Source organism: Segatella copri (assembly GCF_026015295.1).
Lineage (GTDB): Bacteria > Bacteroidota > Bacteroidia > Bacteroidales > Bacteroidaceae > Prevotella > Prevotella copri_C.
Window position 1 is genome coordinate 37,609 of record NZ_JAPDUW010000002.1, and the last position, 23,416, is coordinate 61,024.

Annotated in this window: 24 protein-coding genes and 1 pseudogene; 22 read left to right on the top strand and 3 right to left on the bottom strand. The window is 38.0% G+C overall.

All coding sequences use genetic code 11. The annotated features are described in order from the left end of the window. Window positions 1-27 precede the first annotated feature (27 nt). From ONT18_RS16260 to ONT18_RS16275, 4 genes are all read left to right on the top strand, one after another. A complete protein-coding gene (locus ONT18_RS16260; RefSeq protein WP_264905915.1) occupies window positions 28-156 on the top strand; it encodes a hypothetical protein in 129 nt (42 codons plus the stop codon). Between the two features lie 396 nt (window positions 157-552). Next, complete coding sequence (locus ONT18_RS16265; protein ID WP_178288105.1) at window positions 553-708, top strand: hypothetical protein; 156 nt, start codon at window positions 553-555, stop codon at window positions 706-708. Between the two features lie 281 nt (window positions 709-989). Beyond that, window positions 990-1,172 carry a hypothetical protein gene (locus ONT18_RS16270; RefSeq protein ID WP_203069190.1) on the top strand — a complete coding sequence of 61 codons (183 nt, stop codon included), beginning with the start codon at window positions 990-992 and terminating at the stop codon, window positions 1,170-1,172. An 803-nt stretch (window positions 1,173-1,975) separates the two neighbouring features. After that, window positions 1,976-2,164 (top strand): hypothetical protein, encoded by a 189-nt coding sequence (locus ONT18_RS16275; protein ID WP_264907004.1) that lies wholly within the window; start codon window positions 1,976-1,978, stop codon window positions 2,162-2,164. Between the two features lie 3 nt (window positions 2,165-2,167). On the opposite strand, the gene ONT18_RS16280 is transcribed toward ONT18_RS16275, so the two are convergent. The 3 genes from ONT18_RS16280 to ONT18_RS16290 form a co-directional block, all read right to left on the bottom strand. After that, window positions 2,168-2,692, bottom strand: a complete 525-nt coding sequence (locus tag ONT18_RS16280; RefSeq protein WP_264907006.1) for an N-acetylmuramoyl-L-alanine amidase — start codon at window positions 2,690-2,692, stop codon at window positions 2,168-2,170. A 32-nt stretch (window positions 2,693-2,724) separates the two neighbouring features. Continuing rightward, on the bottom strand, window positions 2,725-2,859 hold the full coding sequence (locus ONT18_RS16285) for a smalltalk protein (RefSeq protein WP_153079614.1): 135 nt from the start codon (window positions 2,857-2,859) through the stop codon (window positions 2,725-2,727). An 88-nt stretch (window positions 2,860-2,947) separates the two neighbouring features. Then, entirely contained in the window at window positions 2,948-3,490 is a 543-nt protein-coding gene (locus ONT18_RS16290) for an HU family DNA-binding protein (RefSeq protein ID WP_264907009.1), read from the bottom strand. Window positions 3,491-4,542: 1,052 nt separating this feature from the next. On the opposite strand from ONT18_RS16290, the gene ONT18_RS16295 reads away from it, so the two are divergent. The 18 genes and pseudogenes from ONT18_RS16295 to ONT18_RS16380 all read left to right on the top strand — a co-directional run bounded on the left by ONT18_RS16295 (window position 4,543) and on the right by ONT18_RS16380 (window position 23,416). Beyond that, the gene (locus tag ONT18_RS16295) at window positions 4,543-5,934 is read left to right on the top strand and encodes a hypothetical protein (RefSeq protein ID WP_264907011.1); all 1,392 of its coding nucleotides are present in this window, start codon (window positions 4,543-4,545) and stop codon (window positions 5,932-5,934) included. Further along, window positions 5,931-6,806, top strand: a complete 876-nt coding sequence (locus ONT18_RS16300; RefSeq protein WP_153139799.1) for a DNA adenine methylase — start codon at window positions 5,931-5,933, stop codon at window positions 6,804-6,806. Before ONT18_RS16295 ends, ONT18_RS16300 begins: the two co-directional genes overlap by 4 nt. Before the next feature lie 587 nt (window positions 6,807-7,393). Continuing rightward, on the top strand, window positions 7,394-8,938 hold the full coding sequence (locus tag ONT18_RS16305) for an ATP-binding protein (RefSeq protein WP_264907014.1): 1,545 nt from the start codon (window positions 7,394-7,396) through the stop codon (window positions 8,936-8,938). 6 nt (window positions 8,939-8,944) lie between these two features. Then, window positions 8,945-9,916 carry a bacteriophage abortive infection AbiH family protein gene (locus ONT18_RS16310; protein WP_264907016.1) on the top strand — a complete coding sequence of 324 codons (972 nt, stop codon included), beginning with the start codon at window positions 8,945-8,947 and terminating at the stop codon, window positions 9,914-9,916. A 57-nt stretch (window positions 9,917-9,973) separates the two neighbouring features. Next, window positions 9,974-11,386 carry a DUF262 domain-containing protein gene (locus tag ONT18_RS16315; RefSeq protein ID WP_264907018.1) on the top strand — a complete coding sequence of 471 codons (1,413 nt, stop codon included), beginning with the start codon at window positions 9,974-9,976 and terminating at the stop codon, window positions 11,384-11,386. Beyond that, window positions 11,383-12,372: an AAA family ATPase gene (locus tag ONT18_RS16320; protein ID WP_264907021.1), complete on the top strand. Its 990-nt coding sequence runs from the start codon at window positions 11,383-11,385 to the stop codon at window positions 12,370-12,372. The genes ONT18_RS16315 and ONT18_RS16320 overlap by 4 nt, the downstream gene beginning before the upstream one ends. 6 nt (window positions 12,373-12,378) lie before the next feature. Beyond that, window positions 12,379-13,305 (top strand): hypothetical protein, encoded by a 927-nt coding sequence (locus tag ONT18_RS16325; RefSeq protein WP_264907023.1) that lies wholly within the window; start codon window positions 12,379-12,381, stop codon window positions 13,303-13,305. Window positions 13,306-13,956: 651 nt separating this feature from the next. Further along, window positions 13,957-14,079 (top strand): annotated as a pseudogene (locus ONT18_RS16330) (sugar phosphate nucleotidyltransferase); the annotation flags it as partial. 42 nt (window positions 14,080-14,121) lie between these two features. Further along, the gene (locus ONT18_RS16335) at window positions 14,122-15,330 is read left to right on the top strand and encodes a UDP-N-acetylglucosamine 4,6-dehydratase (protein WP_264907025.1); all 1,209 of its coding nucleotides are present in this window, start codon (window positions 14,122-14,124) and stop codon (window positions 15,328-15,330) included. A gap of 11 nt (window positions 15,331-15,341) precedes the next feature. After that, on the top strand, window positions 15,342-16,562 hold the full coding sequence (locus ONT18_RS16340; RefSeq protein WP_264907027.1) for a LegC family aminotransferase: 1,221 nt from the start codon (window positions 15,342-15,344) through the stop codon (window positions 16,560-16,562). 2 nt (window positions 16,563-16,564) lie between these two features. After that, a complete protein-coding gene (locus ONT18_RS16345) occupies window positions 16,565-16,837 on the top strand; it encodes a hypothetical protein (protein ID WP_264907030.1) in 273 nt (90 codons plus the stop codon). Window positions 16,838-16,868: 31 nt separating this feature from the next. Next, entirely contained in the window at window positions 16,869-18,044 is a 1,176-nt protein-coding gene (locus tag ONT18_RS16350; RefSeq protein ID WP_264907032.1) for a tetratricopeptide repeat-containing protein, read from the top strand. A 4-nt stretch (window positions 18,045-18,048) separates the two neighbouring features. Further along, a complete protein-coding gene (locus ONT18_RS16355; RefSeq protein WP_264907034.1) occupies window positions 18,049-18,453 on the top strand; it encodes a TIR domain-containing protein in 405 nt (134 codons plus the stop codon). Then, on the top strand, window positions 18,450-19,592 hold the full coding sequence (gene neuC, locus ONT18_RS16360; protein ID WP_264907036.1) for a UDP-N-acetylglucosamine 2-epimerase: 1,143 nt from the start codon (window positions 18,450-18,452) through the stop codon (window positions 19,590-19,592). The genes ONT18_RS16355 and neuC overlap by 4 nt, the downstream gene beginning before the upstream one ends. Continuing rightward, window positions 19,570-20,742: a hypothetical protein gene (locus ONT18_RS16365; RefSeq protein WP_264907038.1), complete on the top strand. Its 1,173-nt coding sequence runs from the start codon at window positions 19,570-19,572 to the stop codon at window positions 20,740-20,742. Before neuC ends, ONT18_RS16365 begins: the two co-directional genes overlap by 23 nt. 2 nt (window positions 20,743-20,744) lie before the next feature. Further along, a complete protein-coding gene (locus ONT18_RS16370) occupies window positions 20,745-21,722 on the top strand; it encodes an ATP-grasp domain-containing protein (RefSeq protein ID WP_264907040.1) in 978 nt (325 codons plus the stop codon). Continuing rightward, window positions 21,715-22,719: an N-acetylneuraminate synthase gene (gene neuB, locus ONT18_RS16375; RefSeq protein ID WP_264907042.1), complete on the top strand. Its 1,005-nt coding sequence runs from the start codon at window positions 21,715-21,717 to the stop codon at window positions 22,717-22,719. Before ONT18_RS16370 ends, neuB begins: the two co-directional genes overlap by 8 nt. Window positions 22,720-22,723: 4 nt before the next feature. Next, window positions 22,724-23,416, top strand: coding sequence for an acylneuraminate cytidylyltransferase family protein (locus tag ONT18_RS16380; RefSeq protein WP_264907044.1), 693 nt, complete (start codon window positions 22,724-22,726; stop codon window positions 23,414-23,416).

Here is a 23,416-nt window from a genome sequence, read left to right on the forward strand (position 1 = left end):
AACTTCGTCTTACAAACGTCTTGAAAAATGGAAATCGCATACAAAAATGGCACATCCATCAGAGAAATTCCGGTGAAAGAAGAGTATGGCTTGTCCATGCTTCTTGCATCGGGTTTTCTCCAAGGCTGTGCAGCCAAGCATGAAAGTGGTCGTTGAGGTTTACATCAATGACTTCTTTCTTGCGGTGGAGTATGCAAACAAAATGGTACGGCAAATCAAGGAATGGTGTTTCTTTTGATCGGTTAGCCTGCAACCGACAAAAAGAAGCACTTTTCCTCATGCCGTACTACTAAGACATGAAAGGGTGGCGTGCCACTGTTTCATGTCGTTTGGATTGTGCGATAAAAATGGGACTGCGAGTTGTGGCTATAAAAGTCAGCCGTTGTCAGCACGGCAAACAAAGAAAAGTCCTTGGCAGTATAGTCTTGAAGTATTTCAAGGCATACCGCCAAGGATTTTTCTTGCCGTGCCATAGTCGGAGGAAGTTAGTCTGAGGTACGAGGACTGTCTTTCTGCGACGACGGCTGACTTTTATACAAAACACACGAAAGAATGAGAATATACAAACGAAATAGACCATTCAAAAAACAGAAACCATTGCCACATAAGTTTGAATGGATTGAAATGGAAATAGCAAAGAATAGAGAAGAATATGGTTTAATGAAAACAGATTTATCCAAGCAAAAAATCGAGGATAAAAAATCTTAAAACATTCTTTATCCCCGATTAAATATCGTACCTTTGCAACCGAAAGAGTTCTTTGGATGGTTATGCAAATCACAGCAGGATGCTACATTCTGTTTATTTCTAATTCGTAACCTCTTCTTTTTATGAGATAAAAACTTATCTCATTCTCAATCACTTATAAAAAATACGTACTTTCATAATCTAAAACAAATACGTTTTCCGAATGCTATTCTTGATTGTTGTATTGTAGCTTATGAGGCGATGTTTATAGCAAGGATGTTGAAATAATAGAGAATATTACGATGGAACGACAATATAACGAATTGCAGAAAGCCTATACAAAGGAGGTTTTGGCAAGTATGATAAAGGTAGATATACGCACCAGGTTCCCTGAACCTTGTGCAAGTATGTATTGCCAGCAGTTTGATAATTTCAAGAACGTTGCAGATTTCTTTGAATTTGCAGCCAAGTTAATGAGGAGATAATATCATATTTATAACTAGTCTTTGCTTTCTGCTGAAAGCATGCAAATAAGGCTTAAGATTAGGTATAGAAAACATTGCATTAAGGCGGTCCCATCCCGCACAATTTGGCGAAGACCTTTGATGGTCCGCCAACCTTAGAACGTAGCGGTTCCGAGCACCGAGTAGGGCGGTTTCCTTCTTCTCGCCTGAGGTTTCTGTCCCCCGCTAACGGGGGAACCGAAGGGGGTGTAAAGACCATTGAAGAAGACCGAGATGAGAGGTGGAGCCTTCCTTAAGGGTAAGGAAGGACGGGTAGGTTTTCGAAAAAAGTCTTTCCTTGCAGGAGAGACGGAGAGGTAGAAAAAAGCCTTTATCAACAAGGAAGGACGGGATGATTATCAGGTGTATCTGTCATCATCACAAAGGTTGCAACCAAACGAAAGATGGAGAAGGCACCACGCAAATCTATCTCAATTCCATCAAAAGCTCAGCAGTAGATGATGCCAACGCCAAAATACTGGCAGCCCTATAAGCCACAAAAAAGAATAAAAAGAGGGATTTTGTAAAATGAACCAAAATGAACCATTTTTCCTGAATCTTTACATGAGAGATACAGAAAAACCGAAAACTTTCGTTCAATCAACGACTTAGGAAATTATGTACGAAAAGAATAGTAAAATAATGTTGATTTTCGTAGAATGATATTAATTTTTTAACACGCATAATTTGCTAGTTTCCAACAATTTTCGTATTTTTGCAAGGAGATTCTGTGTCTCTTATATCGAGATTCAGATGAACGTCATCAAAAAACGAACTTGATTCGCATGATGAAAGAGACAAATATACACTCACAGGTTACGTCCACTATTGCAGGGGACGACGGCGAAGCCATGGCAAAAAGTGAAGAATATGTAGCTGAAAATGGTTTCGTAGCAACAGATCTGACGCACTTTGGAAAGACGTATCATGATAAACTCCTTTTAGCCAGCAATGCCAGCCAAAAGGAGTTATAAGAGTTAATCAAGGCGGTGTCGAGCAGCCCAGCTTCCAGCATCCAGACACGGACACTCCTTTGGAGTAGTCCCAGGCAAGTCCCGATGGCCCACAATCTTCGCTTTCGGAAAGAGAATCTTCAGATTCCTGAAAAGATCAATGAGTCTCGTTTCCTGCTCAGTTGTCATGGTGTTGCAAGGCTTGCCTTGCTCATCGAGCCCTCCCTCATAGCAGATGCCGATAGAGCATCTATTATAAGGTCTGGCATGAGCACCCACCTCCAGCAGCTTACGGTGCTGCGTCATCGTACCATCCTTACGGATGTAGAAATGATAGCCGATGTCATAAAACCCACGAGCCTTATGGTCGCGGCGCAGCTGTTCCACACTATAGTCCTGATTGCATCGGCTAGCCGAGCAATGCAGTACCAGAAATCTCACAGAGTCGGCAGACATCATGTTCTTGCCGTTCTCCACTTTGGCGAGGAGCATGCGCTCAGAGCGTACCTTCTCTCCGCCAATGTTCATTGGAAATGTATCTTTCGTCATAGGAATAATTCAACATTCAACACTCAACATTGCTATAAGGCATTAGCGCACGAGCTTACTCCCAGTGCCGTGAGAGCAGCAATCAGCGCCTGTACGATGGCATTCACGATTTGAGTCCAAGAAATCTTGTTTGGATTTGATTCAGAGTTAGAACGAAACATTTTCATAATCAATAAAATTTAAATGAAACAATAAGTTATCAGAGTTTAGCAGTGCCTCCCTTTCAGAGAGGTAAGGCACTGCCAGAGTTGGAGACTATTCCAATCCGTCACCATTGTCGGAACCAGTTCCGCCAGCCTCGGTGCCGGAACCGCCGCCAGTGGTCTCACCACCAGTAGTCTCACCGCCAGTGGTTTCACCGCCGGTAGTCTTATCCTTCTTCTCTTCACCGTACTTGACGAGTTCGATGGAATCAGGAATCAGGTTGTAAACACGGCTGCCGTTCTTCAGGAGATAGTACGAAGGGCGGAAGGCAGGAAGGATACTCTTCACGAGCTTGGCATTCGCCTCCTTCTCAGTCTCTACAGCCTTACTTGTGAGGAAACGGAGATAGAGCTTACCGAAACCGAACAGTTCGATGTCGTAACCCTTCTTCAGGTTCTCCTTCACATAGTAGGTATAGCGGTCGAGTACCGCCATCACATCAGCAGGAGTAGCCGTAGACTCCATAGCGATTTGGTTAGCGATATCCTTGGTAGTCAAGGTACCGTAACTGTAAGGGCGAACGCTATAAACAGTCTTACCCTTCTTAGGGCCCATGTTCATGGTCTTCTTAGACACTTTGTAACTTTTACTCATAATTTAAAACATTTAAGAAAATTAATAATAAAGTTCAGTCATCGTCAGTTCAAAGAGATGAGCAATCCCGTTTGTTCTGATTGACGCTGCGAAGGTACGGCTTTTCTAAAGCGTGCTGTTCGACATTGTTAGATATCGATAGACAGCTGATCACATATGAACTTAACTGCTTTCGGACTTAACAACTGGTCTTTCGGTTTCACACCAATTTCATTCAGTTCCTGTCTGTACGGCATCAGCCATCTCCTCAGTGTCCCAGTCGACACTCCGGCATAAGCAGCCAGTTCGCTTTTATACATTGCTCTCATATTCTGATAGTTTTATACATTATTATATATATGAATTAAAAATCAATTCTGATTTCGCTTACAAAAGTACGTAATCTTGGAAATCCTGTGATGTACTCTATAGGGTGCAACACTGTATACACTTTTTAGGATATGTTTAAAGTTTGTTAGCAAATAAGGTGGTCGATACTAGTTAGATTAGTAACTAACCTGCGTTTGTCTAATGAACCGAATATCCGTAAAAGTCAAGGCGGATAGTTGGTTAACCACGGCTGCAAATGAGATTCGCCAGATACAAACAAGATGGGGTATTCCGTCTCAGAGAAAGTTCGCAGTTTTACTCGGCATCAATGGCAGAACATTAGCAAAGCTTTATGCTGATCCACCCGACGCAAGTTTGAGTTATGGTTCTGTTCAACAGATGTTTTCCAACTTAATGACTTCAGTATGGACTGAGTGTAATACGACCGAAGATGTAAATCAAGAGCTCTCATTACTGTATCAGGCATCAGCCAATGTATTGAGGGCTGCTTTCCCACCGCGACAAGAACTCGTCAAAAAGGCTCTTCACGAGATGGAGCATCAACAGGGAAACGGTTTGCCAATCAAGTAATTTGCCATAAATGCTTTGCGTTTCGTAATATGTGGTAGTATGAAAGGCAGGTCAAGTCATTGCTTGGTTAATGAACGATTTTAGAATATGATTCCTCTCGGGCGGATGGAAATTCCATTACCGCTCGAGGGGTTTACTAAAACTCAATTGTTATGGAAAGAAAAACAATTTGTGTTACCAATCTGTTTCTGGATTTGGATAACTTCCGGTTCGAACACCAGAATTCACAGAGGGATGCCATCAACCAGATGGTTGAAGCCTATCATGATGAATTATACCAACTGGCCGTTGATATCTTAAATATCGGTTTGAATCCTATGGATAGTCCCTACGTGATACCTCATCCAACTGACGAGAAGAAATATATCGTCATTGAAGGTAACCGGCGAATTACGACATTGAAGCTCCTTTTGAATCCTAAATTGATAGATGATTCTCATCTCTCTTTGCGAAAGAAATTTATCAAGCTGAAGAATTCACATGCAGACAAATTGATTCATCGTGTAGAATGTGGTGTTTTTCCATCTAGAGATGAAGGTAATTTTTGGGTTGTACGTAAGCATGCCAATGGATTGAAGGGAATAGGCACAAAGCAATGGACTCCTTTACAAAAGCAGCGCTTTGATAAGGTGACCACTGGAAAAGAAGCTTATGCTTTACAGGTAATCAATATGCTGAATGCTTCGTCTTTTGTAGATGATGATTTCAAGACAAGGATGAAAAAACTGAATGTTACCAATTTGCAGCGTCTGTTGGCTGATCCGGCCGTACGTGAAAAGTTGGGATTGGCATTGCAGAATGGCCGTTTGGTATCTGACCTTAAACCAGAGGTATTGACCAAGTCTTTTGTGGATATTATTTCCGAGATGTTGACTCCTTCTTTCAAGGTAGGAGTCATCTATAGTAAATCAGATCGTGCAGATTATATCAGCAAATTATTTGAGCGGATAGAAAATCCCAACATTCCAGAGAATAAGGTTGTTCTATGGGAATTGCAGGAAAATCAGGAGATAGCTGAGGCTCCCAAATTTGTAGAAAGCACAATTGACAAAAAGGTGTCGACCCGGAAAACCAGAGCCACATTGGTTCCGAAATCATTTCATTTGCCAATTACAGAATCCCGGATAGCCAAAATTTTTAAGGAGATGAGTGGACTGTTGGTCAAGACCTGTACCAATACGGCAGCGATTCTGCTTCGTATTTTCATAGAAATGTCAGTAGACGTTTATATGGAACAGTTCAACCTATTGCCGGTGGGTGTACAGACTGCGAGCCAGTCGAAGCTGAATCTGCATGAGAAACTCAAAAGAGTCATTGAGCATTTGCATACTTCTCACTTTGCCAATAAGGATATGACAAAGGGAATAGAAATGGAAATCAGTGATCGTAACTCTCCTTTGTCACCTCAAACGCTCAATGCATACATACATAATTATCGCATCAGTCCGATTGCAGATAATCTGATCATTGAATGGGACAATATCCAGCCCTTCTTTGAATGCCTTTGGGGTGCTATAAGCAAAAAGGAGGAAACAAAATCATGAGCATTCTCTCACCATTAAGATATCCTGGAGGAAAGTCTAAAATCTCCAACTTCTTCAAGCAGTTTGTGAAAGACAACGGTCTTCTGGACGGGGTGTATGTAGAACCTTATGCTGGAGGAGCCTCCGTTGCATTGTCTTTACTCTTTGATGAGTATGTCAGCAAGATTATCATCAATGATAAGGACCGTTCTATCTATGCCTTTTGGCACAGTGTATTGTATGATACGGAAAATCTGTGTCGCCTGATAGCAGAGACACCTGTTACGATGGAAAACTGGAAAAAACTCCGGGAGTTGCAGAAGGTAGACAAGAAGGACCAGGCTAGTCTGTTAGACTTAGGTTTCTCAACATTCTTTATGAACCGTACCAATCGTTCAGGAATCATCAAGGCAGGTGTCATTGGAGGGTATGCCCAGACCGGTAATTATAAGATGGATGCAAGGTATAGGAAAGACAAACTCATGAAGCGTATCCGTCGCATAGCCTCTTATGCGGATAGGATAGAATTGCACAATGAAGATGCCGTCGATTTTATCCAAAAAATAGCAAATCAGAATATCGACAAAACGATACTTTATCTGGATCCACCTTATTATAAGAAGGGGCAGGGGTTATATATGAACTACTATAAGGATTCTGATCACCGGGACATCAAGAGTCTGGTATCACGGCTTGGTCAAATGAAATGGGTCGTTTCGTATGATAATTCAGAGTTCATCAAGTCTCTTTATCAGGAGTTTCGTCATCAGGAGTTTCGGTTGAATTATAGTGCAAATAATAATGGTACAGGAACGGAGGTTATCTTTTTCTCCGATAATTGTCTTTTGACCCCAGAAGCATTGGATAAGTTGCACTTTAAGAAAGAACAGTAACGGATAAAAGGGTAGAATGATGCTAAAAAATCTTACAAATTCAAGATAAAATCTCTTCAAAATTCGCGGATTTTCGACCAGAAAATCTTTCTTAGAGAATATCTGAAATATAATAAAAATGCATAAAATGCAGTAAATCAGTATGTTATCTAAATTCGTGGATTCCGTCAAAAAATCAGAATTCTGCAGTTGTACAACTAAGACCCTTATAGTTGTACAACCATAACTCCAGAGTTGTACAACCATAGCCTATATGGTCGTACAACCGCAGCCTTACGGTCGTACAACTACAGGTCATTCGTTCTGCAAGGAGCATATAATACGATATAAAATCGATATTTTTGCCTCCTCGCAGCCATCTAGATTGAAAATCTGGAATTTGCGATAATTTAGAAATAATATTTGACATAGCATATTCCCGAAGAACAAATTTCAAAAAATGATAGGTGTACCTATTTGTAATATATTGATGACGCAGGATAGGTGATATACACCAATAACAATGTAAAAAGTATTGAAGTCCTCTTCTTCTCCAACAACTGTTTGGTTTCAGAAGAGGCCCTAGCAAAGATAAATATTGTAGAATCATGCTAATTAAAAAGGTACATATAGAAAAGTTTCGAGGTTTTCATGACCAAGAGTTTGAAGTAGGTTCCATGTTGACAGCTATTGCTGGACAGAATGGAACTCAAAAATCAACGCTGTTGGGTATGATAACACAGACTTTTACATTGGGTAAAGACAAGAATCCAATGGGTGGTGAGAAACCTCTTTGTGGAGGAAACTACCGTTCAGCATTCAGCGACAAGTTTAGACTTTCTCCAAAGTTTGACCAACCAGGCTCTCATGAGTGGACACTGACATTTGATAATGGTAGCGATTATACTATAGAGAGCATTCTTCGCTCCGATACAAAGACCATACGCTTTTGGCAGAAAGGCATGAGGGGAAAAGGAGATGGATACATCCAATACCCTACTATCTTTCTTAGTTTGAAGCGTGTGTTGCCTGTTGCTGAATCAGGAACAGTTTCAGAATCATCACTACTCACAGACCAAGAGCTTGCGGAATTCAAAAAATTACATGACACGATACTGATTACAGAGAGTCATATAGAATCAGCTTCTTTTCTTGAAAGTGCTAATAAGCAAACTATTGGTATCACAACGGACACGTATGATTGGAATGAAAACTCTGTGGGACAAGACAATCTGAGTAAAATCATATTGGCATTGTTCTCTTTCAAGCATTTGAAAGAAAAGTATCCTCATGAATACAAAGGTGGCATATTGGCTATAGACGAATTGGATGCGACCATGTATCCTGCATCACAAAAGAAGTTGCTAAAAGAGTTGCGCACATATGCATCAAAACTTAATTTGCAAATATTCTTTACAACCCACTCTTTATCTCTCTTAGAGAGCATTGACGATTTGGTTGGTGAATGCAGTCAGAAAGATGCAACAAAAGACCAGGTAAGATTAGTCTATCTGAAAAAGCAAGACAACAATATTGTTATCAATGACAAGGCTACTTTCCACAACATAACACTGAATCTTCAGGTTATACAAGGAAAAATCAAACCTGTTCATAAAATCACAGTCTATACTGAGGATAAGGAGAATATCATATTTGCCAAGCACCTGTTGCGAGGCAAAACTTCTCAACTTAATTTCATAGACATCGACTTCTCTGGCGCAAACTTAATCTCGTTGGTATCAAAGAAAGTTCCAGCTTTCATAGAACCAGCGGCTATTGTGATAGTTGATGGTGATGTACGTAAGGAACCCAACAAGATGAAGTCTATCACTAAGGCTAACAACATTTTAGTTTTACCAACCAACATGTCACCAGAACAATTGACTTCAACTTTTTTGCATGATTTATCAGAAGCAGATGAACTTTGGGAAAATATAGCTGAAGGATATAGCAAGCAAGTATGTTTCAGAGACATAACTTATGATGAAATATTGCATGATAGGATAAAAGCTAAAACTTGGTTTAGAAGCCAGTTGCCTTCTTGGGGCCGAACTGCATCCAAGGTCTTAACTCCTTTATTCAAGAAATATAAGGATGAACGCAATGAATTTATCTCTGATTTTGAAGAGATGATGAAATTGTATCAAGTTTAAATAATTATGGCTAAAAAAATATTGATAATAGGCAATGGGTTCGATATAGATTTAGGTCTTAGAACCCGGTATTCAGATTTTGCAAAAAGCAATATTTGGGAAAAGTTAATGAGAAATACTTACGGCTTTGATCAAGATTTACTTGCAGCGTTGAGGGAGGCAAAAGAAAAGGAAGCATGGTTTGATATAGAAAAGACTATGAATGAATATGTACGTGCCATACGCCCAGAATCTCTCACGACAGATCTTGTTGATAAAGATAAAAAGAATTTTATAGAAGTAACTAAGGCACTTGATAAGTATCTGAAAGACGAGCAGAAATCACGGACTTTGGAAAGTAATCATTATGCTGCCCAGGTCTTACGATTGATTGCAGATGTTGGTGGCTTTGAATATTATACATTCAACTACACAAGTTTAGGTGACATTGCCACTTCTTGTGGAATTAAAATAGATACTTCACGCATTACTCATGTTCATGGCTCTTTAGAAAATGACAGTATCATACTTGGTGTTTTGACAGACCCTGCCAATCAATTACATGAGCAGTATTCTTTTATGTATAAGGACAATAGTCGCTTCTATATGTCAAACAACATGTATGAAGATTTTGATAAAGCCGATGACATCATTTTCTTTGGACACTCCATTAACGGAATGGACTTCCCTTATTTCAAGGACTTCTTTATTAAGCAGAGTGGCATGGGTGGAGAGTATAAAAGTAAGCACATCACAATCTTCATATACGATGATGATTCCAACCAACAGATACGCAATAGTATAAGAAATGCTCAGGTAGATTTGACTCAATTGTTCCGTAGAAATAACATCAGCATCATACAAACTAAGCAGATGTACTATGATGACAGAAATGAGTTGCAGAAATTCGAGGTATTTACCGAAAGGCTTAACGACATCAAAGCAAGTAGAATGATTGTAACTATGCCTAATCCAAACAGACATAGGAACATGTGGTAATGAAGAATATTTGTTTATGACAAAGTAATCAGTTATTTTAAATGAAATTTTAAAAACATGTTATTCCAGTTATATAATAATGAACAGATAAATCTTTACCTTCAACTAAAGAATGACGACACTTTTGTATTGGTATCAAAAGAGGGGAAAGAATATCTTGCGCTAAGAAAAGGAGATTTAGGACAATTGGAATTTTCTTATGACTCCTTTTTGTTTTCAGAATCAGAGGAAAGTGTTTCTAATAAGATAGATGAGTTATATCATCAATATTTAGAAGATAATTTTTCTGGAATAGAGACCGAAACGGAAGAAAATGAGATCTCGGATCCATTCAACCCCAAGGAAATTTCAATAAACACAAAGGTTATCCCTATGGATGTGTTGCTCAGAAGATTAAAACAAGGTTCTTTGATTTTGAATCCAGATTTTCAACGCAATGAAGTTTGGACTGATGTAAGAAAATCGCAACTGATAGAATCCATTTTGTTAGAGATACCTATTCCTATGTTTTATGTCTCTGCAGATGAAGAAGGTAATTGGACTGTCGTAGATGGATTACAAAGAATTAGTGCTTTTAGGGATTTCATATTGGGTAAACTATATATGAAAACAAAAAATAGCGATGATGAAGGAAATGGCATAAAACTAAAAGGTTTGGAGTTCCTAAAAAACATAGAAGGTTGCCAAATGAAAAAATTGCCAAATAATTTCTACAACAGAATTATGGAAGCTCAATTTTCCTTGACAATCATAAATCCAGGAACACCTGATGAAGTAAAAAGAAATGTATTTAAACGAATAAATACCGGTGGAGTACCTCTTAGTCCACAAGAAATACGTAATGCCCTTTATGGTGGTCGTATATCTTCATTATTGAAGAAAATGTCGGAAATGAAGTCTTTTAAGCAAGCAACAGATAATTCAATAAAAAGTTTGAGAATGGAAGATAAAGAATTGTTGTTGCGTTTTCTTTCTTTTGTGATTCGGGATCATACATTTTATAAAAAGACCCAGAATATTGACACTTGGCTATCAGACACTATGATTATTTACAATTCTTTCCCATTTTTGGATTCGAGGGATATTAAAAGAAGCATATCCAGAGGTTCTGTAAATGTGTCAGATATAAAAGTATTAGACGAATCTACTATCATATCAAATTTTGATATTGCGATGAGTAGAGCGACTAAACTTTTTGGTAAACATGCTTTTAGAAAAAGTTATGGAACTCTGCGCAGACGACCTATCAACAAATGTCTATTTGAGAGTTGGGGTGTATTATTAGCAAACATGCCTAATGATCAATATGTACGTTTATGTAATCATAAAAAGCAATTTGCTGCTGACTATTCAAAACTTTTAGATGACAACAAATTCATAATCGCAATATCAAGAGATAGTATGCGACAAGGTTCAGTAGTTTATAGATATGAGGAATTATCAAAATTGATTAATAAATATTCGCTATGATAAAGAGTATAAGCTTACATGGATTTAAGTCTTATGTGAATCAAACGTTTGAATTAAGTCCACTTACGATTTTGACAGGACTAAATAGTAGTGGAAAGAGTTCTGTGATTCAATCAATCAGAGTTCTAAAAAATATCGTCTCATACAAAGATGAAAACAAAGCATTTTATCAATTAAATATAGGAGACAAAAATGAGGTAATGAATCAAAATTGCGACAAGATAGAAATCAAAGCGACGATTGATGATCTTGACCATACTCAAATATTATACGATTCCGAGAACGGAATAAATATAGCACCATTTCCTTATATTATCTATATTTCTGCATCAAGAAAAGGTGGAACTTCTACCATACCGTTGCTTTCAAATTTAGAACTTGGATCAGAAGGAGAAAATGTTCTAAATGTAATAGAACATTATGGAGACGAGATTCTTGCAGACTCTTTACAAGATGAAGCAGAAGGCAAAACATTTAGTTATGTCTTAGCTGGATGGCTGCAAAAAATAAGTCCAGATGTAAAGTTTGAACCGAGGTTGGCACGACAGGCCGATACTTCTTATTCTCTATATGACCAACATCGTTCTTCTAATGTTGGATATGGACTTAGTTATTCCTTACCAGTCATTGTCGCTTTACTACTTGGAACAATAAAACAAGATTCTTTGGTACTGATAGAAAACCCAGAAGCCCACCTTCACCCAAGAGGACAATATGAAATGTCACGATTGATTTGTCTTTGCGTTGAAGCAGGCGCAAAAGTTTTAGTTGAAACCCATAGTGACCACTTGTTTGATGGAGTTAGAATTTTTTGCAAAGAAAGTGCAACTTCATTTGCAGACAACGTTATTGCCTATTGGTGCCAACTTGATGAAGACAAATGCACGAAAGTAGATACTTGTCATATTAAGAAAAATGGAAAAGTGGATAATTGGCCACAAGGAATGTTTGACCAATTTTTGATAGATGCAGAAAAATTGATTTAAGTTGTTATGAGTCAAAAATTCTATCTAAACGATTTGATGGCTGATGCAAATGTTGATGACATGCAGGAAATTTTTGAGCATACAATGAAACAATATGTTCAAATACGCAAAGAATCACTTCTTGATATAGAAAAGTATATTATCATTGGTGATAAGGCTAATAAAATAATAATAGGTGGCAAGTCTTTGGGGGAATTGATAAAAGGAATAAAAGATAATGATTTGAAGAAAGTTTGTTATAGCTATTTCTGTTTGCGAGATAATGCAAATTTAGTAGATTATAATTACCAAAATAAAGTCATTGAAGATTCTGTATTAGAAGAAATCTTGGATATGCATTTTCACAATGGCAAACTCGCATTATATACTGCCATCGCAAGCATAAATTCATGGATTCTTTTTTCTTTCCCAATTGAAAAAGAATGGGAAAATTCGGTAATTGCATTAGATAAAGAAAACAAATATAAGTTGCCAAATTTCTATGGCAGAAATCGTTATGATGTTGTTGAGAGAATATTACAAGATAAAGAAACAAATGAAGCTTATTTGGTTCGTTTCACACATCGTATAGACAATTATTTTATTGAATTTAGCCAAGTGTTCAAAGATGATTTTATGAATCTTCAAACATCAGACCTAAAACATATGGTAAAGAGGTTGAATGTTGCATATTCAGAAAATCTCATTAGTTTAAACAAGGAAGATGAAAAGCTATATCGCCATTGCAAATGTACTGGTGTATCCAATATGTTTGAATTGAAATCTGCACATGATTTAGGTATAAGATTCTATCTCGAAAAGAAAGATGAGCATCATTTGATTTTTGGAGGTGTTGGACGCAAATCAAAATATAAAGGTAAGAAACAAAATAAAGATATGATTAGAGCTCATCAAGAGATTGTAAAATATGAGAAATCAAAGGAAGAAAAATGACAAAGTCTCAAACATCTGATAATAACAACCGAAATGCAAAGAATACTTTGCTTCTGTATTTTCGAATACAGTTCTTGATGGTTGTATCATAGTTTATGAGGCGATGTATATAGCAAGGATGTTGAAATGACAGAGAATATTATGAGTGAGGAACAATATAATGAATTGCTGAAAGCCTATACCAAGTAAGCTTTGGCAAGCATGATAAAGGCTGACATACGCAGTAGGTTTCCCGAACCTTATGCAAGTATGTATTGCCAGCAGTTTGATAACTTCAAGAATGTTGCGGATTTCTTTGAATTTGCAGCAAAGTTAATGTGGAGATAATAATATATATAACTAGTCTTTTCTTTTTGCTGATTCATGTAAATAAGGCTTAAGGTTAGGTATAGAAAACATTGCATTAAGGCGGTCCCATCCCGCACAATATGGCGAAGACCTTTGATGGTCCGCCAACCTTAGAGCGTAGCGGTTCCGAGCACCGAGTAGGGCGGTTTTCTCCCTCGCTCCTGAGGAGAGAGGGTCGGGGTGAGAGGTAGAGCCTTCCTTAACGGTAAGGAAGGACGGGTAGGTTTTCGAAAAAAGCCTTTTTTAATGGTAAAGAAGACCGGGATGATTTTAGAAAATCTTTAATATAAAAGAACAAGATTTATGTACGACATACAAATCATAATCATGGCCGGCGGCGTAGGTAGCCGCTTCTGGCCTATGTCAACTCCCGATAACCCAAAGCAGTTCATTGATGTGATGGGTGTCGGCCGTTCCCTCATACAATATTTAATTTAAAAAGTAAATAAAACAATAAACATATAAATCATGTTTAATCTCAGTAAATTCATAGGTCAGTATGTGACCCATCGTGAAAAGAGTATGTTTGCTCAGGATATCGAGGCAAACAAGGAGAAACTTTCTGTTGAAATCAAAGGCAAGAAAGTTTGTGTAATTGGTGGAGCCGGTTCCATCGGTTCTTCATTCATCAAGGCAGTACTTCGCTTTGAACCACAGAGCGTAGTTGTAGTTGACTTGAATGAGAACGGATTGGCAGAATTGGTTCGTGATGTACGAAGCACAGAAGGACTTTATGTACCTGATGAGTTCCGTTGCTACACCCTCAACTTTGCAGATCCAATCTTCGAACGTATTTTTCGTGAGGAGAAGGGCTTTGACATTGTAGCCAATTTCTCAGCTCATAAGCATGTTCGCTCTGAGAAAGATAAGTATAGTGTTCAGGCACTCATCGAGAATAATGACATCAAGGCAAAGAAACTGATGGATTTGCTTTGCGTGTACCCACCAAAGCATTTCTTCTGCGTATCTACAGATAAGGCTGCTAATCCTGTTAATATCATGGGTGCCAGCAAGCGTATTATGGAAGACCTGGTGATGGCTTATAATGAGCACTTCAAAGTAACAACAGCTCGTTTTGCCAATGTTGCTTTCTCCAATGGTTCTTTACCTGATGGTTGGATTCATCGTTTGCAGAAGAAGCAGCCATTGGCTGCCCCTTCTGATGTAAAGCGTTATTTCGTATCTCCTGAGGAGTCTGGCCAGATTTGTATGTTGGCTTGTATCCTTGGTAATGGCGGTGAGGTGTTCTTCCCTAAGTTGGGTGAAGAGCAGATGCTTACCTTCTCATCTATCTGCGATGACTTCGTAAAGGCAGAAGGCTTCAAGAAGGTAGAGTGCAAGAATGATCCAGAGGCAAAGAAGTATGCTGCAGATATGGATTACGAGAGTGATAACTATCCTGTCGTTTACTTCAAGAGTGATACTACTGGCGAGAAAGCTTACGAGGAATTCTATGTTCCTGGTGAGAAAATCAATATGACTCGTTTCTCTGCACTTGGTGTAGTTGAGGAGACAACCCGTCGCCCGATGCCAGAGATTAACCAGTTCTTTGATGAATTGGAGGGCATCTTTGCAGAGCCAGACTTCACCAAGGCTGAAATCGTGACATCTATCAAGAAGTTTATACCTAACTTCGAGCATGAGGAAAAAGGTAAGAACTTGGATCAAAAAATGTAATTTTCAATAAAATGGCAGATTTTAAGAAAACGATAGACTTTATCAAGTCAGTTTATGGCAATCAGGAGTTTACTCCTTTGGCTGTTCCTGTTTTTGCAGGTAATGAAAAGAAATATCTCAACGAGTGTATCGATACAACCTTCGTTTCATCCGTAGGTAAGTTTGTGGATCGCTTCGAGGAGGATATGGCAAAATACACAGGTGCCAAGAAGGCTGTGGTATGTGTTAGTGGAACTAATGCTCTTCACATGAGCTTGTTGCTCGTAGGTGTAAAGCAAGATGATGAAGTGTTGACTCAGGCTCTTACTTTCATTGCTACCTGCAATGCATTGAGCTATATTGGAGCTCATGCCGTATTCATCGATGTGGATCGTTCAACAATGGGCCTTTCTCCAGATTCTTTGAAGGCATGGCTTGAGAAGAATGCTGAGGTTCGCAAGAACGCTCGCAAGGGAGAACTACCGGAAAGCAAGGATTTCGCTTTCGAAGAGGACGACTTGGCTTGCTATAACAAGAATACCGGTCGTCGTGTCAAAGCATGCGTTCCTATGCACTCATTCGGTCACCCTGTCCGCATTGATGAGATTGCAGCTATCTGTAAAGAGTGGCATATCGAACTTGTAGAGGATGCAGCAGAGAGTATTGGTTCTACATTCAAGGGACAGCATACAGGTACATTCGGTAAGATTGGTGCGATTAGCTTTAATGGTAACAAGACCATCACTACTGGTGGCGGCGGTATGATGCTCTTCAATGATGAGGAGTTGGGAGCATACGCAAAGCATATCACCACACAGGCAAAGATTCCACATCGTTGGGAGTTTCGTCACGACCATGTAGGTTACAACTATCGTATGCCAAATATCAATGCAGCTATGGGATGTGCCCAGTTGGAGAACATTGACAAGTATGTAGCAAGCAAGCGTAAGGTTGCTGCTGAATATGAGGAGTACTTCAAGAATGTATCAGATATCGAGTTCTTCGTAGATTCTCCAAATACAGTTTCTAACTATTGGCTCAATGCTGTTATCTTGAAAGATAAGGAGGCACAGATTGATTTCCTTACCCAGACAAATGATAATGGAGTAATGACTCGCCCAATCTGGGAGTTGATGAATCGCCTGCCGATGTTTGAGAATTGTGAGAACGATGGCTTGGAGAATACCATCTGGTTTGCAGATAGAGTCGTGAATATTCCAAGTTCTGTTCGACCTTCTGATTTGAATATATAAATATGATCGTATTTATTCTGGATATGATTTCTACAGTATTGTTTGGAGCTCCTGCTGCAACCTATTTCCAGTTCATGTTAGGAACTATATCAGTTTTGACGCTGATTGAGAAAATAAATTCAAACGGTATGAAAAATGGAGAACTATTAGGATGGTGGGCTGGAGCTTCATCTGGGCTGTGCACGAACCTAAAAGGTATTGTAAAAGTCATTGAAGGTAATAGATATGGTAGAAGCTCCGAGGTGAAAAGCCTCCACAGCCCACTTTTTCTTTAATAATGTTATTATTATGAGGTGCTTTGTTGTTATGGGATATGGTACCCGACCGGATTTGTCTTCTGGTAAGAAGATTAATCTGGATCAGATTTATCATGAAATTATAAAACCTGCTGTTACAGAAAGCGGTTTCGAATGTATTCGAGGTGATGAGGTTTTAGATAGTGGCTTAATAGACGAGAGTATGTATTATGGTATTCTAGAGTCTGATTTGGTCGTAGCTGATTTGACAACTTTGAATCCCAATGCAATATATGAACTGGGTGTCAGACATGGAGTAAGGAAGAATCGTACGATAATAATGATGGAAACTGGAGATAAATTCTTCTTTGATTTGAATCATAATCGTACACTGACTTATACATATGTTAGAAATCGCAAAAAGTTCGCAGAAGAGGCTGAGCGTGTAAAAATTAGACTAAAGGCGATAATTGATTCCATTGTAAAAGAGAATCAAGTTGACAGCCCATTATATAAGTTTATTCCAGCCTTGAAAGAGCCCGTAAAAGATGCGGATGAAGCTTTACAAAAGAAGGATTATAAGCCATTATTTGAAAGAATAAAAGAGGCTATAGCCCTAAGGAAAAAGGAAAGATACGAGGAAGCTAAAATTCTTTTTACTTCATTGATAGATGATGTTCCTTTTGATCCTTATTTTAGACAGCAAAAGGCTCTTTGTACATATAAATCAGAAAAGCCATCTCCAAAAGAAGCATTAGAGGAGGCTTTAAGTATTTTAAGTCCCCTTGAAAATACTGTAGATCCTGAAACTAATGGGTTGTTAGGAGCTATTTTTAAGCGGAAGTTTTATCTTTCCAATGCAGAGAGTGATATTATCAAGGCTATAAATTATTACAAGAAGGCTTATAGTATTTTTTCAGACTATTATAATGGTGAAAATTATGCCTTCTGTTTGCTTCTCAGAGCTTCACTTTTGCAAGAATGTGAAGAGAAAATGGAGTTAAAGGTTATAGCTAAACATATATACAGAGAAGTTTTTGAAAGTAATAGAAATTATGTAGAAGATGAAGTAAATACCGACTATGAAATATGGACGTTGGCAACATTGGCTTCATGTTCTCTAGTTTTGAATAAGAAGGAACTCTCTGATAAATATGAAAAAAGTTTTCTTAGCAGAGCGGATAAAATGATGAAAACATCATATCTATCTCAAAAACAAAAATTGGTAGAACTATTAAAATCGTAGAATTATGGCAAAAACATATTCTTTATTTATAAGTCATAGCTGGGATCATGATGATACCTTGCAGAGTTTAAAGAACTTATTAAATGGTAGGGGCTATTTCTCTGCTGTTTATATGCAGGTTGAAAAAGATTGCCCCATTAATTCTGAGAAAGCAGCAGTTGTCAAAGCCAATATTACTAAACGTCTGCAAGAGTCTGATGTATTGTTGGCGATAGCTGGTGTTTTTGCATCACATAGTGAGTGGATGCAATGGGAGATGGATAAGGCAAAAGAGCTTGGTCTCAATGTTATAGGTGTTATTCCTCGAGGTCAGGAACACATATCTAAAGAAGTTTGTAATCGTTCTGTTAAAGATGTAAGATGGAATGCTGATAGTATTGTTGAGGCAATAAGAGAATATTCAAAATGAAAAAGGTTTGCGTTATCACGGGCGCCCGTTCTGAATATGGGCTCTTGCGATGGGTGATAGATGGAATAGATAAAGATGAAGACCTGCAACTACAGTTAGTAGTTACAGGTGGGCATCTTTCTCCTGAACAAGGACTTACGTATCAGGCAATAGAAGAGGATGGATATCATATCGATGAGAAGGTGGAGATGCTCCTTTCTTCAGAAACATCTGTTGGTATCTCCAAATCAATGGGACTCTGTTCCATAGGAATGACAGATGCTTTTAATCGCCTGAAGCCAGATATGATTGTGGTTTTGGGAGATAGATATGAGTTGCTTCCAATTGTAGGTACAGCCTTGGTTATGAGAATTCCTGTTGCTCATATATCTGGAGGAGATATCACAGAGGGGGCAATTGACAATGAAGTGAGAAATGCTGTGACAATGATGTCGGCTCTTCATTTCCCTGGTACTGAAGAATCTGCTGCTCGTATCAGAGCTATGCGCCAAAGTTCAGACAATATATATGTTACAGGTGAGACAAATCTGGATAATTTCCGTAAGATTGAATTGTTAAACCGCCATCAATTAGCAGAATCATTAAAACTTGATCCTGCTAAAAAGTGGATATTAGGTACTTATCATTCAGAAACTACATTATCTGTGTCTGAAAATATCCAGCGAGTTAATAATCTTATTGTATCTCTTGAAAAAGAATGTCCCGATTGTGAAATTCTGTTTACCAAAGCAAATTCAGATATTGGTGGCAATTTGATAAACGATATTCTTCAACAACATGCAGAGGAAAAAGATAATTTCCATTTTGTCGCATCATTAGGTCAAAAGAGATACATTAGTATTCTATACCAAGTAATTATGATGATAGGAAATTCTTCTAGTGGTATTTTTGAAACACCATTCGTTAAACTTCCGGTCTTGAACATTGGTGATAGACAAAAGGGAAGATTAATAACATCGAACATAAAATGTTGTGATGGTACCGAACTTGGTATGCAGAATGCGTTGAAAGAACTTCAGACTGAAGAATTTCATAATAAATGTAAGATGGCAGACAATCCTTATGGAGATGGTCATGCATCAGAACGGATAGTTGAACAGATTAAATGTTATTTAAATGATAGCGACACCTTATTATAATATAGATTTATCTAAGCTTCAGAAGAACTTAGCATCATTGCGCTCGGCTTTTGAAGCTTTATGGCCAAATTTCCAAATAGGGTATTCTTATAAAACGAATAACTTACCTTGGCTTGTAAAGTGGATGCATGAACAAAGGGTTATGGCAGAAGTTGTTTCTGAACCAGAGTATGAATTAGCTACTTATGTGGGGAATCAGCCTAATAACATCATACTTAATGGTCCGCATAAAGGTTTAAGCAACTTATTGCTAGCGTTAAAAAACGGAAGTATAGTAAACCTTGACTCATTTGCTGAGATTGATTTCATTGAAGAGAATATCCAGTCATTCACTCATGACATCAAGGTCGGTTTGCGCATCAATTTTGATTTGGAACACGAATGTCCTGGTGAAACTATTCCAGGTGAAGAACCTGGACGTTTTGGTTTTAATCTTGAGAATGGTGATTTTGATAAGGCATTAAACCGCTTAAGTCATCTGCAGAAAGTTAAAGTTGTAGGCTTGCATGGACATCACAGTACTCGTACAAAGAGTTTGAGAATCTTTAATAGTATAACTAGGCATCTCTGCGAGGTAAGTAAAAAGATACCTGCATTAGAATATTTGGATTTAGGTGGTTGTCTGTTTGGTGATAAACCAGGTACTCCGACCTTTGAAGAATATGCTTCTACAATAGTTGATATCCTTGAAGCTTATCAAATCTCTAAAGAAGTACAACTTCTTGTTGAACCAGGTGCTGCATTGATAGCTTCACCGGTTTCTTATGTATGCTCTGTGATAGACGTTAAGGATATTAAGGATAGAAGACTTGTCTTTACTGATGGTTCTGTAAAACATGTAGCTTCTCAAATGAAAGCCCCACCTTTTGTATCTTCTCTTAATACTAAATCCAGTAATTTGAAAGAAAAGCAAATCGTTACAGGTTATACTTGCATTGAGATGGATCGTTTCTTGACTTTGGATAATCAACCTGAGTTGGCAAAGGGTGATAGAATAACGATATATAATGTGGGTGCATATACAATGTCATTGACTCCATTATTCATAGAGTATTTTCCGACTGTTATAGTTACGGATGAAAATGGAAACGAGGAAGTTGTCCGAGAGAAATGGACAACAAAAGAGTTTATTCAAAAAAGTAAATTGTAATTATGAAGAATCTTTTAATTCTTAGTCCCGGAAGACGTGTTGAGATTGTTCAATACTTTAAGGATGCTTTCCATAAGGAAAACCGAAAGGTCTATACTTTGGATATGAGCGATAAGGCTCCTGCTTTATATTTTGGTGATGAATATTTTCGTATAGATAAGGATTTTGCACATCTTGACCTCTATATCAACAAGGTTTTAGAGATTTGCAAAAAGAAGGAAGTTGGTGCTATCATTACTTTGATAGATCCAGAATTAGTTCTTCTTTCTCATTACAAGCAGGAGTTTGATCAACTTGGTGTAAAGCTTATACTCTCAAATCTTGATTTTGTAGAATCCACTTTTGATAAGTTTGAGTTTTACAATAAATATAAAGGTATTCTTAAACTAGTAGAAACTGTTGGTTCGGCAGAAGATGCTTTGAACAAACTTAATAGTAAAGAATGGGAGTTCCCTCTATTTGCTAAATTGAGAGATGGAAGTGCCAGCATTGGCATAAAGAAGATTAATAGCTTTGAGGATATTGAAGAACTGAAGAGTGAACCAAAGTATATCTATCAGCCATTTATTGTAGGAAAGGAATATGGGGTTGATACTTTCTTTGATTTGAAATCAGGAAAGCTCGTCTCAATGTTTATCAAGGAGAAACTTGCAATGAGAGCTGGAGAAACAGATAAGGCAATTTCTGTTCATTCTCAAAATGTTATAGATGAAGTTTTAAAGGTACAGAATATCAAAGGCCTTTATGGTCCTATCGATATAGATGTATTTGTATCTAATGATGGAGAAGTTTATATCAATGAGATTAATCCTAGGTTTGGTGGAGGTTATCCTCATGCCTATGGATGTGGAGTTAATTTCATGAATTTGATATTAAACAATCTGAATGGTAATGAGAATCAAGTTTCTTTAGATTCTTACAAAGAAGGCATCATGATGCTTAAATATAACGGATTATATTTCAAGGATACTAATGACTAATCAACATGTATACATTATAGCAGAGGCAGGAGTAAACCATAATGGTCGACTCGATTTAGCTCTGCAGCTTTGTGATGCTGCAAAAGCTGCCGGTGTTGATGCCGTGAAGTTCCAAACTTGGAAAACGGAACTTATTATAACCAAAGGCACCAAGAAAGCAGAGTATCAGGAGAAAAATCTCAATAATGATGATGACCAGTTTACGATGCTGAAGAAATTGGAGTTGTCATATGATAATTTCCAGTTGGTTAAACAGCATTGTGATGAAATCGGTATTCAGTTTCTTTCCACAGCGGATGAGACAGAGTCTCTAGATTTTTTGGTGAACCTGGGTATGCCTTTTATCAAGTTAGGTTCAGGTGATATTACTAATATTCCATATCTTCGCTCTGTTGCGAAATATGGAATGCCTGTTATACTTTCTACAGGCATGGCAAACTTGGCACAAGTTGCCATTGCTTATGATACATTGCAGGAGGCTGGTGTCAAGGATATCTCTATTTTACACTGTACAACCAATTATCCATGTCCTATGAATGAGGTCAACCTTCGAGCTATGCAGACAATGAAGGAAGCATTTAAGTGCAGGGTTGGATATTCAGATCATACCATGGGAATTGAAGTTCCAATAGCAGCTGTTGCTATGGGAGCAGAGATTATTGAGAAACATTTCACTCTTGACCAAAATATGGAAGGACCAGACCATAAGGCTTCCTTGAATCCTGAGGAACTCAAGGCAATGGTATCTGCCATTCGCCATATTGAGCAGGCCTTGGGAGATGGAATAAAGCAGCCAAATGAGAGTGAAAAGAAAATCTCAACGGTAGTTTTGAAACGTATTGTTGCTAGCCGTCCCATCAAGAAAGGTGAGATTCTTTCTGAGGATAATATGACCGTAAAGCGTAGCGACAATGGTATCAAGGCTTCTTATTGGGATGTTGTGGCAGGAAGAGTTGCACAACAAGATTATTCAATTGATGAAGAAATAAAACTTTAGGAGTATGAATTTTTTATATATTATTCCAGCAAGAGGTGGCAGTAAAGGTATTCCTCATAAAAACATTAAGTTGTTTGGAGGAAAACCACTCATCTATTATGCCATAGAAACGGCTCGCCAACTTACTGCAGATGAAAACATCTGTGTAACTACTGACGATGATGAGATTATTTCAACAGTAGAACAGGCTGGACTAAAAGTTCCGTTTAAACGACCAGATAGTTTAGCGACAGACAATTCTTCGTCGTATGATGTGATAATGCATGCCATCAACTTTTATGAGCAGCAAGGTAAGCATTACGATGCAATCGTTTTGCTTCAACCAACATCTCCTTTTAGAAGTGTAGATGATGTGAAAGTATGTGTAGGGAAATACACGTCGGACTATGAAATGGTAGTTAGTGTAAAGAACGCTTCTTCCAATCCATATTATGATTGCTTTGAGAGCAATAAAGATGGTTATCTTATTCCTTCTAAAGGTGATGGTAATATTAACAGAAGACAGGATGCTCCAAAAGTGTATGAGTATAACGGTGCTGTCTATGTAATGAACGTTGAAGCCTTGAAAAAAGGTACATATAATCTTTTCCACAAAATAGGTTTCGTAGAAATGGATGATACTCATTCTGTTGATTTAGACACTATGTTTGATTGGAAGGTTGCAGAACTTATGTTGAACGAAGGTTTAGTAAAATAA

What these genes read in the sequence shown, in the direction of transcription:
- neuB (WP_264907042.1), top strand. Translation starts at nt 21,715, where the DNA reads ATGACTAATCAACATGTATACATTATAGCAGAGGCAGGAGTAAACCAT.
- ONT18_RS16345 (WP_264907030.1), top strand. Translation starts at nt 16,565, where the DNA reads ATGATCGTATTTATTCTGGATATGATTTCTACAGTATTGTTTGGAGCT.
- ONT18_RS16340 (WP_264907027.1), top strand. Translation starts at nt 15,342, where the DNA reads ATGGCAGATTTTAAGAAAACGATAGACTTTATCAAGTCAGTTTATGGC.
- ONT18_RS16350 (WP_264907032.1), top strand. Translation starts at nt 16,869, where the DNA reads ATGGGATATGGTACCCGACCGGATTTGTCTTCTGGTAAGAAGATTAAT.
- ONT18_RS16280 (WP_264907006.1), bottom strand. Translation starts at nt 2,692, where the DNA reads ATGACGAAAGATACATTTCCAATGAACATTGGCGGAGAGAAGGTACGC.
- ONT18_RS16275 (WP_264907004.1), top strand. Translation starts at nt 1,976, where the DNA reads ATGATGAAAGAGACAAATATACACTCACAGGTTACGTCCACTATTGCA.
- ONT18_RS16260 (WP_264905915.1), top strand. Translation starts at nt 28, where the DNA reads ATGGAAATCGCATACAAAAATGGCACATCCATCAGAGAAATTCCGGTG.
- ONT18_RS16335 (WP_264907025.1), top strand. Translation starts at nt 14,122, where the DNA reads ATGTTTAATCTCAGTAAATTCATAGGTCAGTATGTGACCCATCGTGAA.
- ONT18_RS16285 (WP_153079614.1), bottom strand. Translation starts at nt 2,859, where the DNA reads ATGAAAATGTTTCGTTCTAACTCTGAATCAAATCCAAACAAGATTTCT.
- ONT18_RS16270 (WP_203069190.1), top strand. Translation starts at nt 990, where the DNA reads ATGGAACGACAATATAACGAATTGCAGAAAGCCTATACAAAGGAGGTT.
- ONT18_RS16325 (WP_264907023.1), top strand. Translation starts at nt 12,379, where the DNA reads ATGAGTCAAAAATTCTATCTAAACGATTTGATGGCTGATGCAAATGTT.
- ONT18_RS16315 (WP_264907018.1), top strand. Translation starts at nt 9,974, where the DNA reads ATGTTATTCCAGTTATATAATAATGAACAGATAAATCTTTACCTTCAA.
- ONT18_RS16310 (WP_264907016.1), top strand. Translation starts at nt 8,945, where the DNA reads ATGGCTAAAAAAATATTGATAATAGGCAATGGGTTCGATATAGATTTA.
- ONT18_RS16365 (WP_264907038.1), top strand. Translation starts at nt 19,570, where the DNA reads ATGATAGCGACACCTTATTATAATATAGATTTATCTAAGCTTCAGAAG.
- ONT18_RS16320 (WP_264907021.1), top strand. Translation starts at nt 11,383, where the DNA reads ATGATAAAGAGTATAAGCTTACATGGATTTAAGTCTTATGTGAATCAA.
- ONT18_RS16305 (WP_264907014.1), top strand. Translation starts at nt 7,394, where the DNA reads ATGCTAATTAAAAAGGTACATATAGAAAAGTTTCGAGGTTTTCATGAC.
- neuC (WP_264907036.1), top strand. Translation starts at nt 18,450, where the DNA reads ATGAAAAAGGTTTGCGTTATCACGGGCGCCCGTTCTGAATATGGGCTC.
- ONT18_RS16380 (WP_264907044.1), top strand. Translation starts at nt 22,724, where the DNA reads ATGAATTTTTTATATATTATTCCAGCAAGAGGTGGCAGTAAAGGTATT.
- ONT18_RS16355 (WP_264907034.1), top strand. Translation starts at nt 18,049, where the DNA reads ATGGCAAAAACATATTCTTTATTTATAAGTCATAGCTGGGATCATGAT.
- ONT18_RS16300 (WP_153139799.1), top strand. Translation starts at nt 5,931, where the DNA reads ATGAGCATTCTCTCACCATTAAGATATCCTGGAGGAAAGTCTAAAATC.
- ONT18_RS16295 (WP_264907011.1), top strand. Translation starts at nt 4,543, where the DNA reads ATGGAAAGAAAAACAATTTGTGTTACCAATCTGTTTCTGGATTTGGAT.
- ONT18_RS16265 (WP_178288105.1), top strand. Translation starts at nt 553, where the DNA reads ATGAGAATATACAAACGAAATAGACCATTCAAAAAACAGAAACCATTG.
- ONT18_RS16370 (WP_264907040.1), top strand. Translation starts at nt 20,745, where the DNA reads ATGAAGAATCTTTTAATTCTTAGTCCCGGAAGACGTGTTGAGATTGTT.
- ONT18_RS16290 (WP_264907009.1), bottom strand. Translation starts at nt 3,490, where the DNA reads ATGAGTAAAAGTTACAAAGTGTCTAAGAAGACCATGAACATGGGCCCT.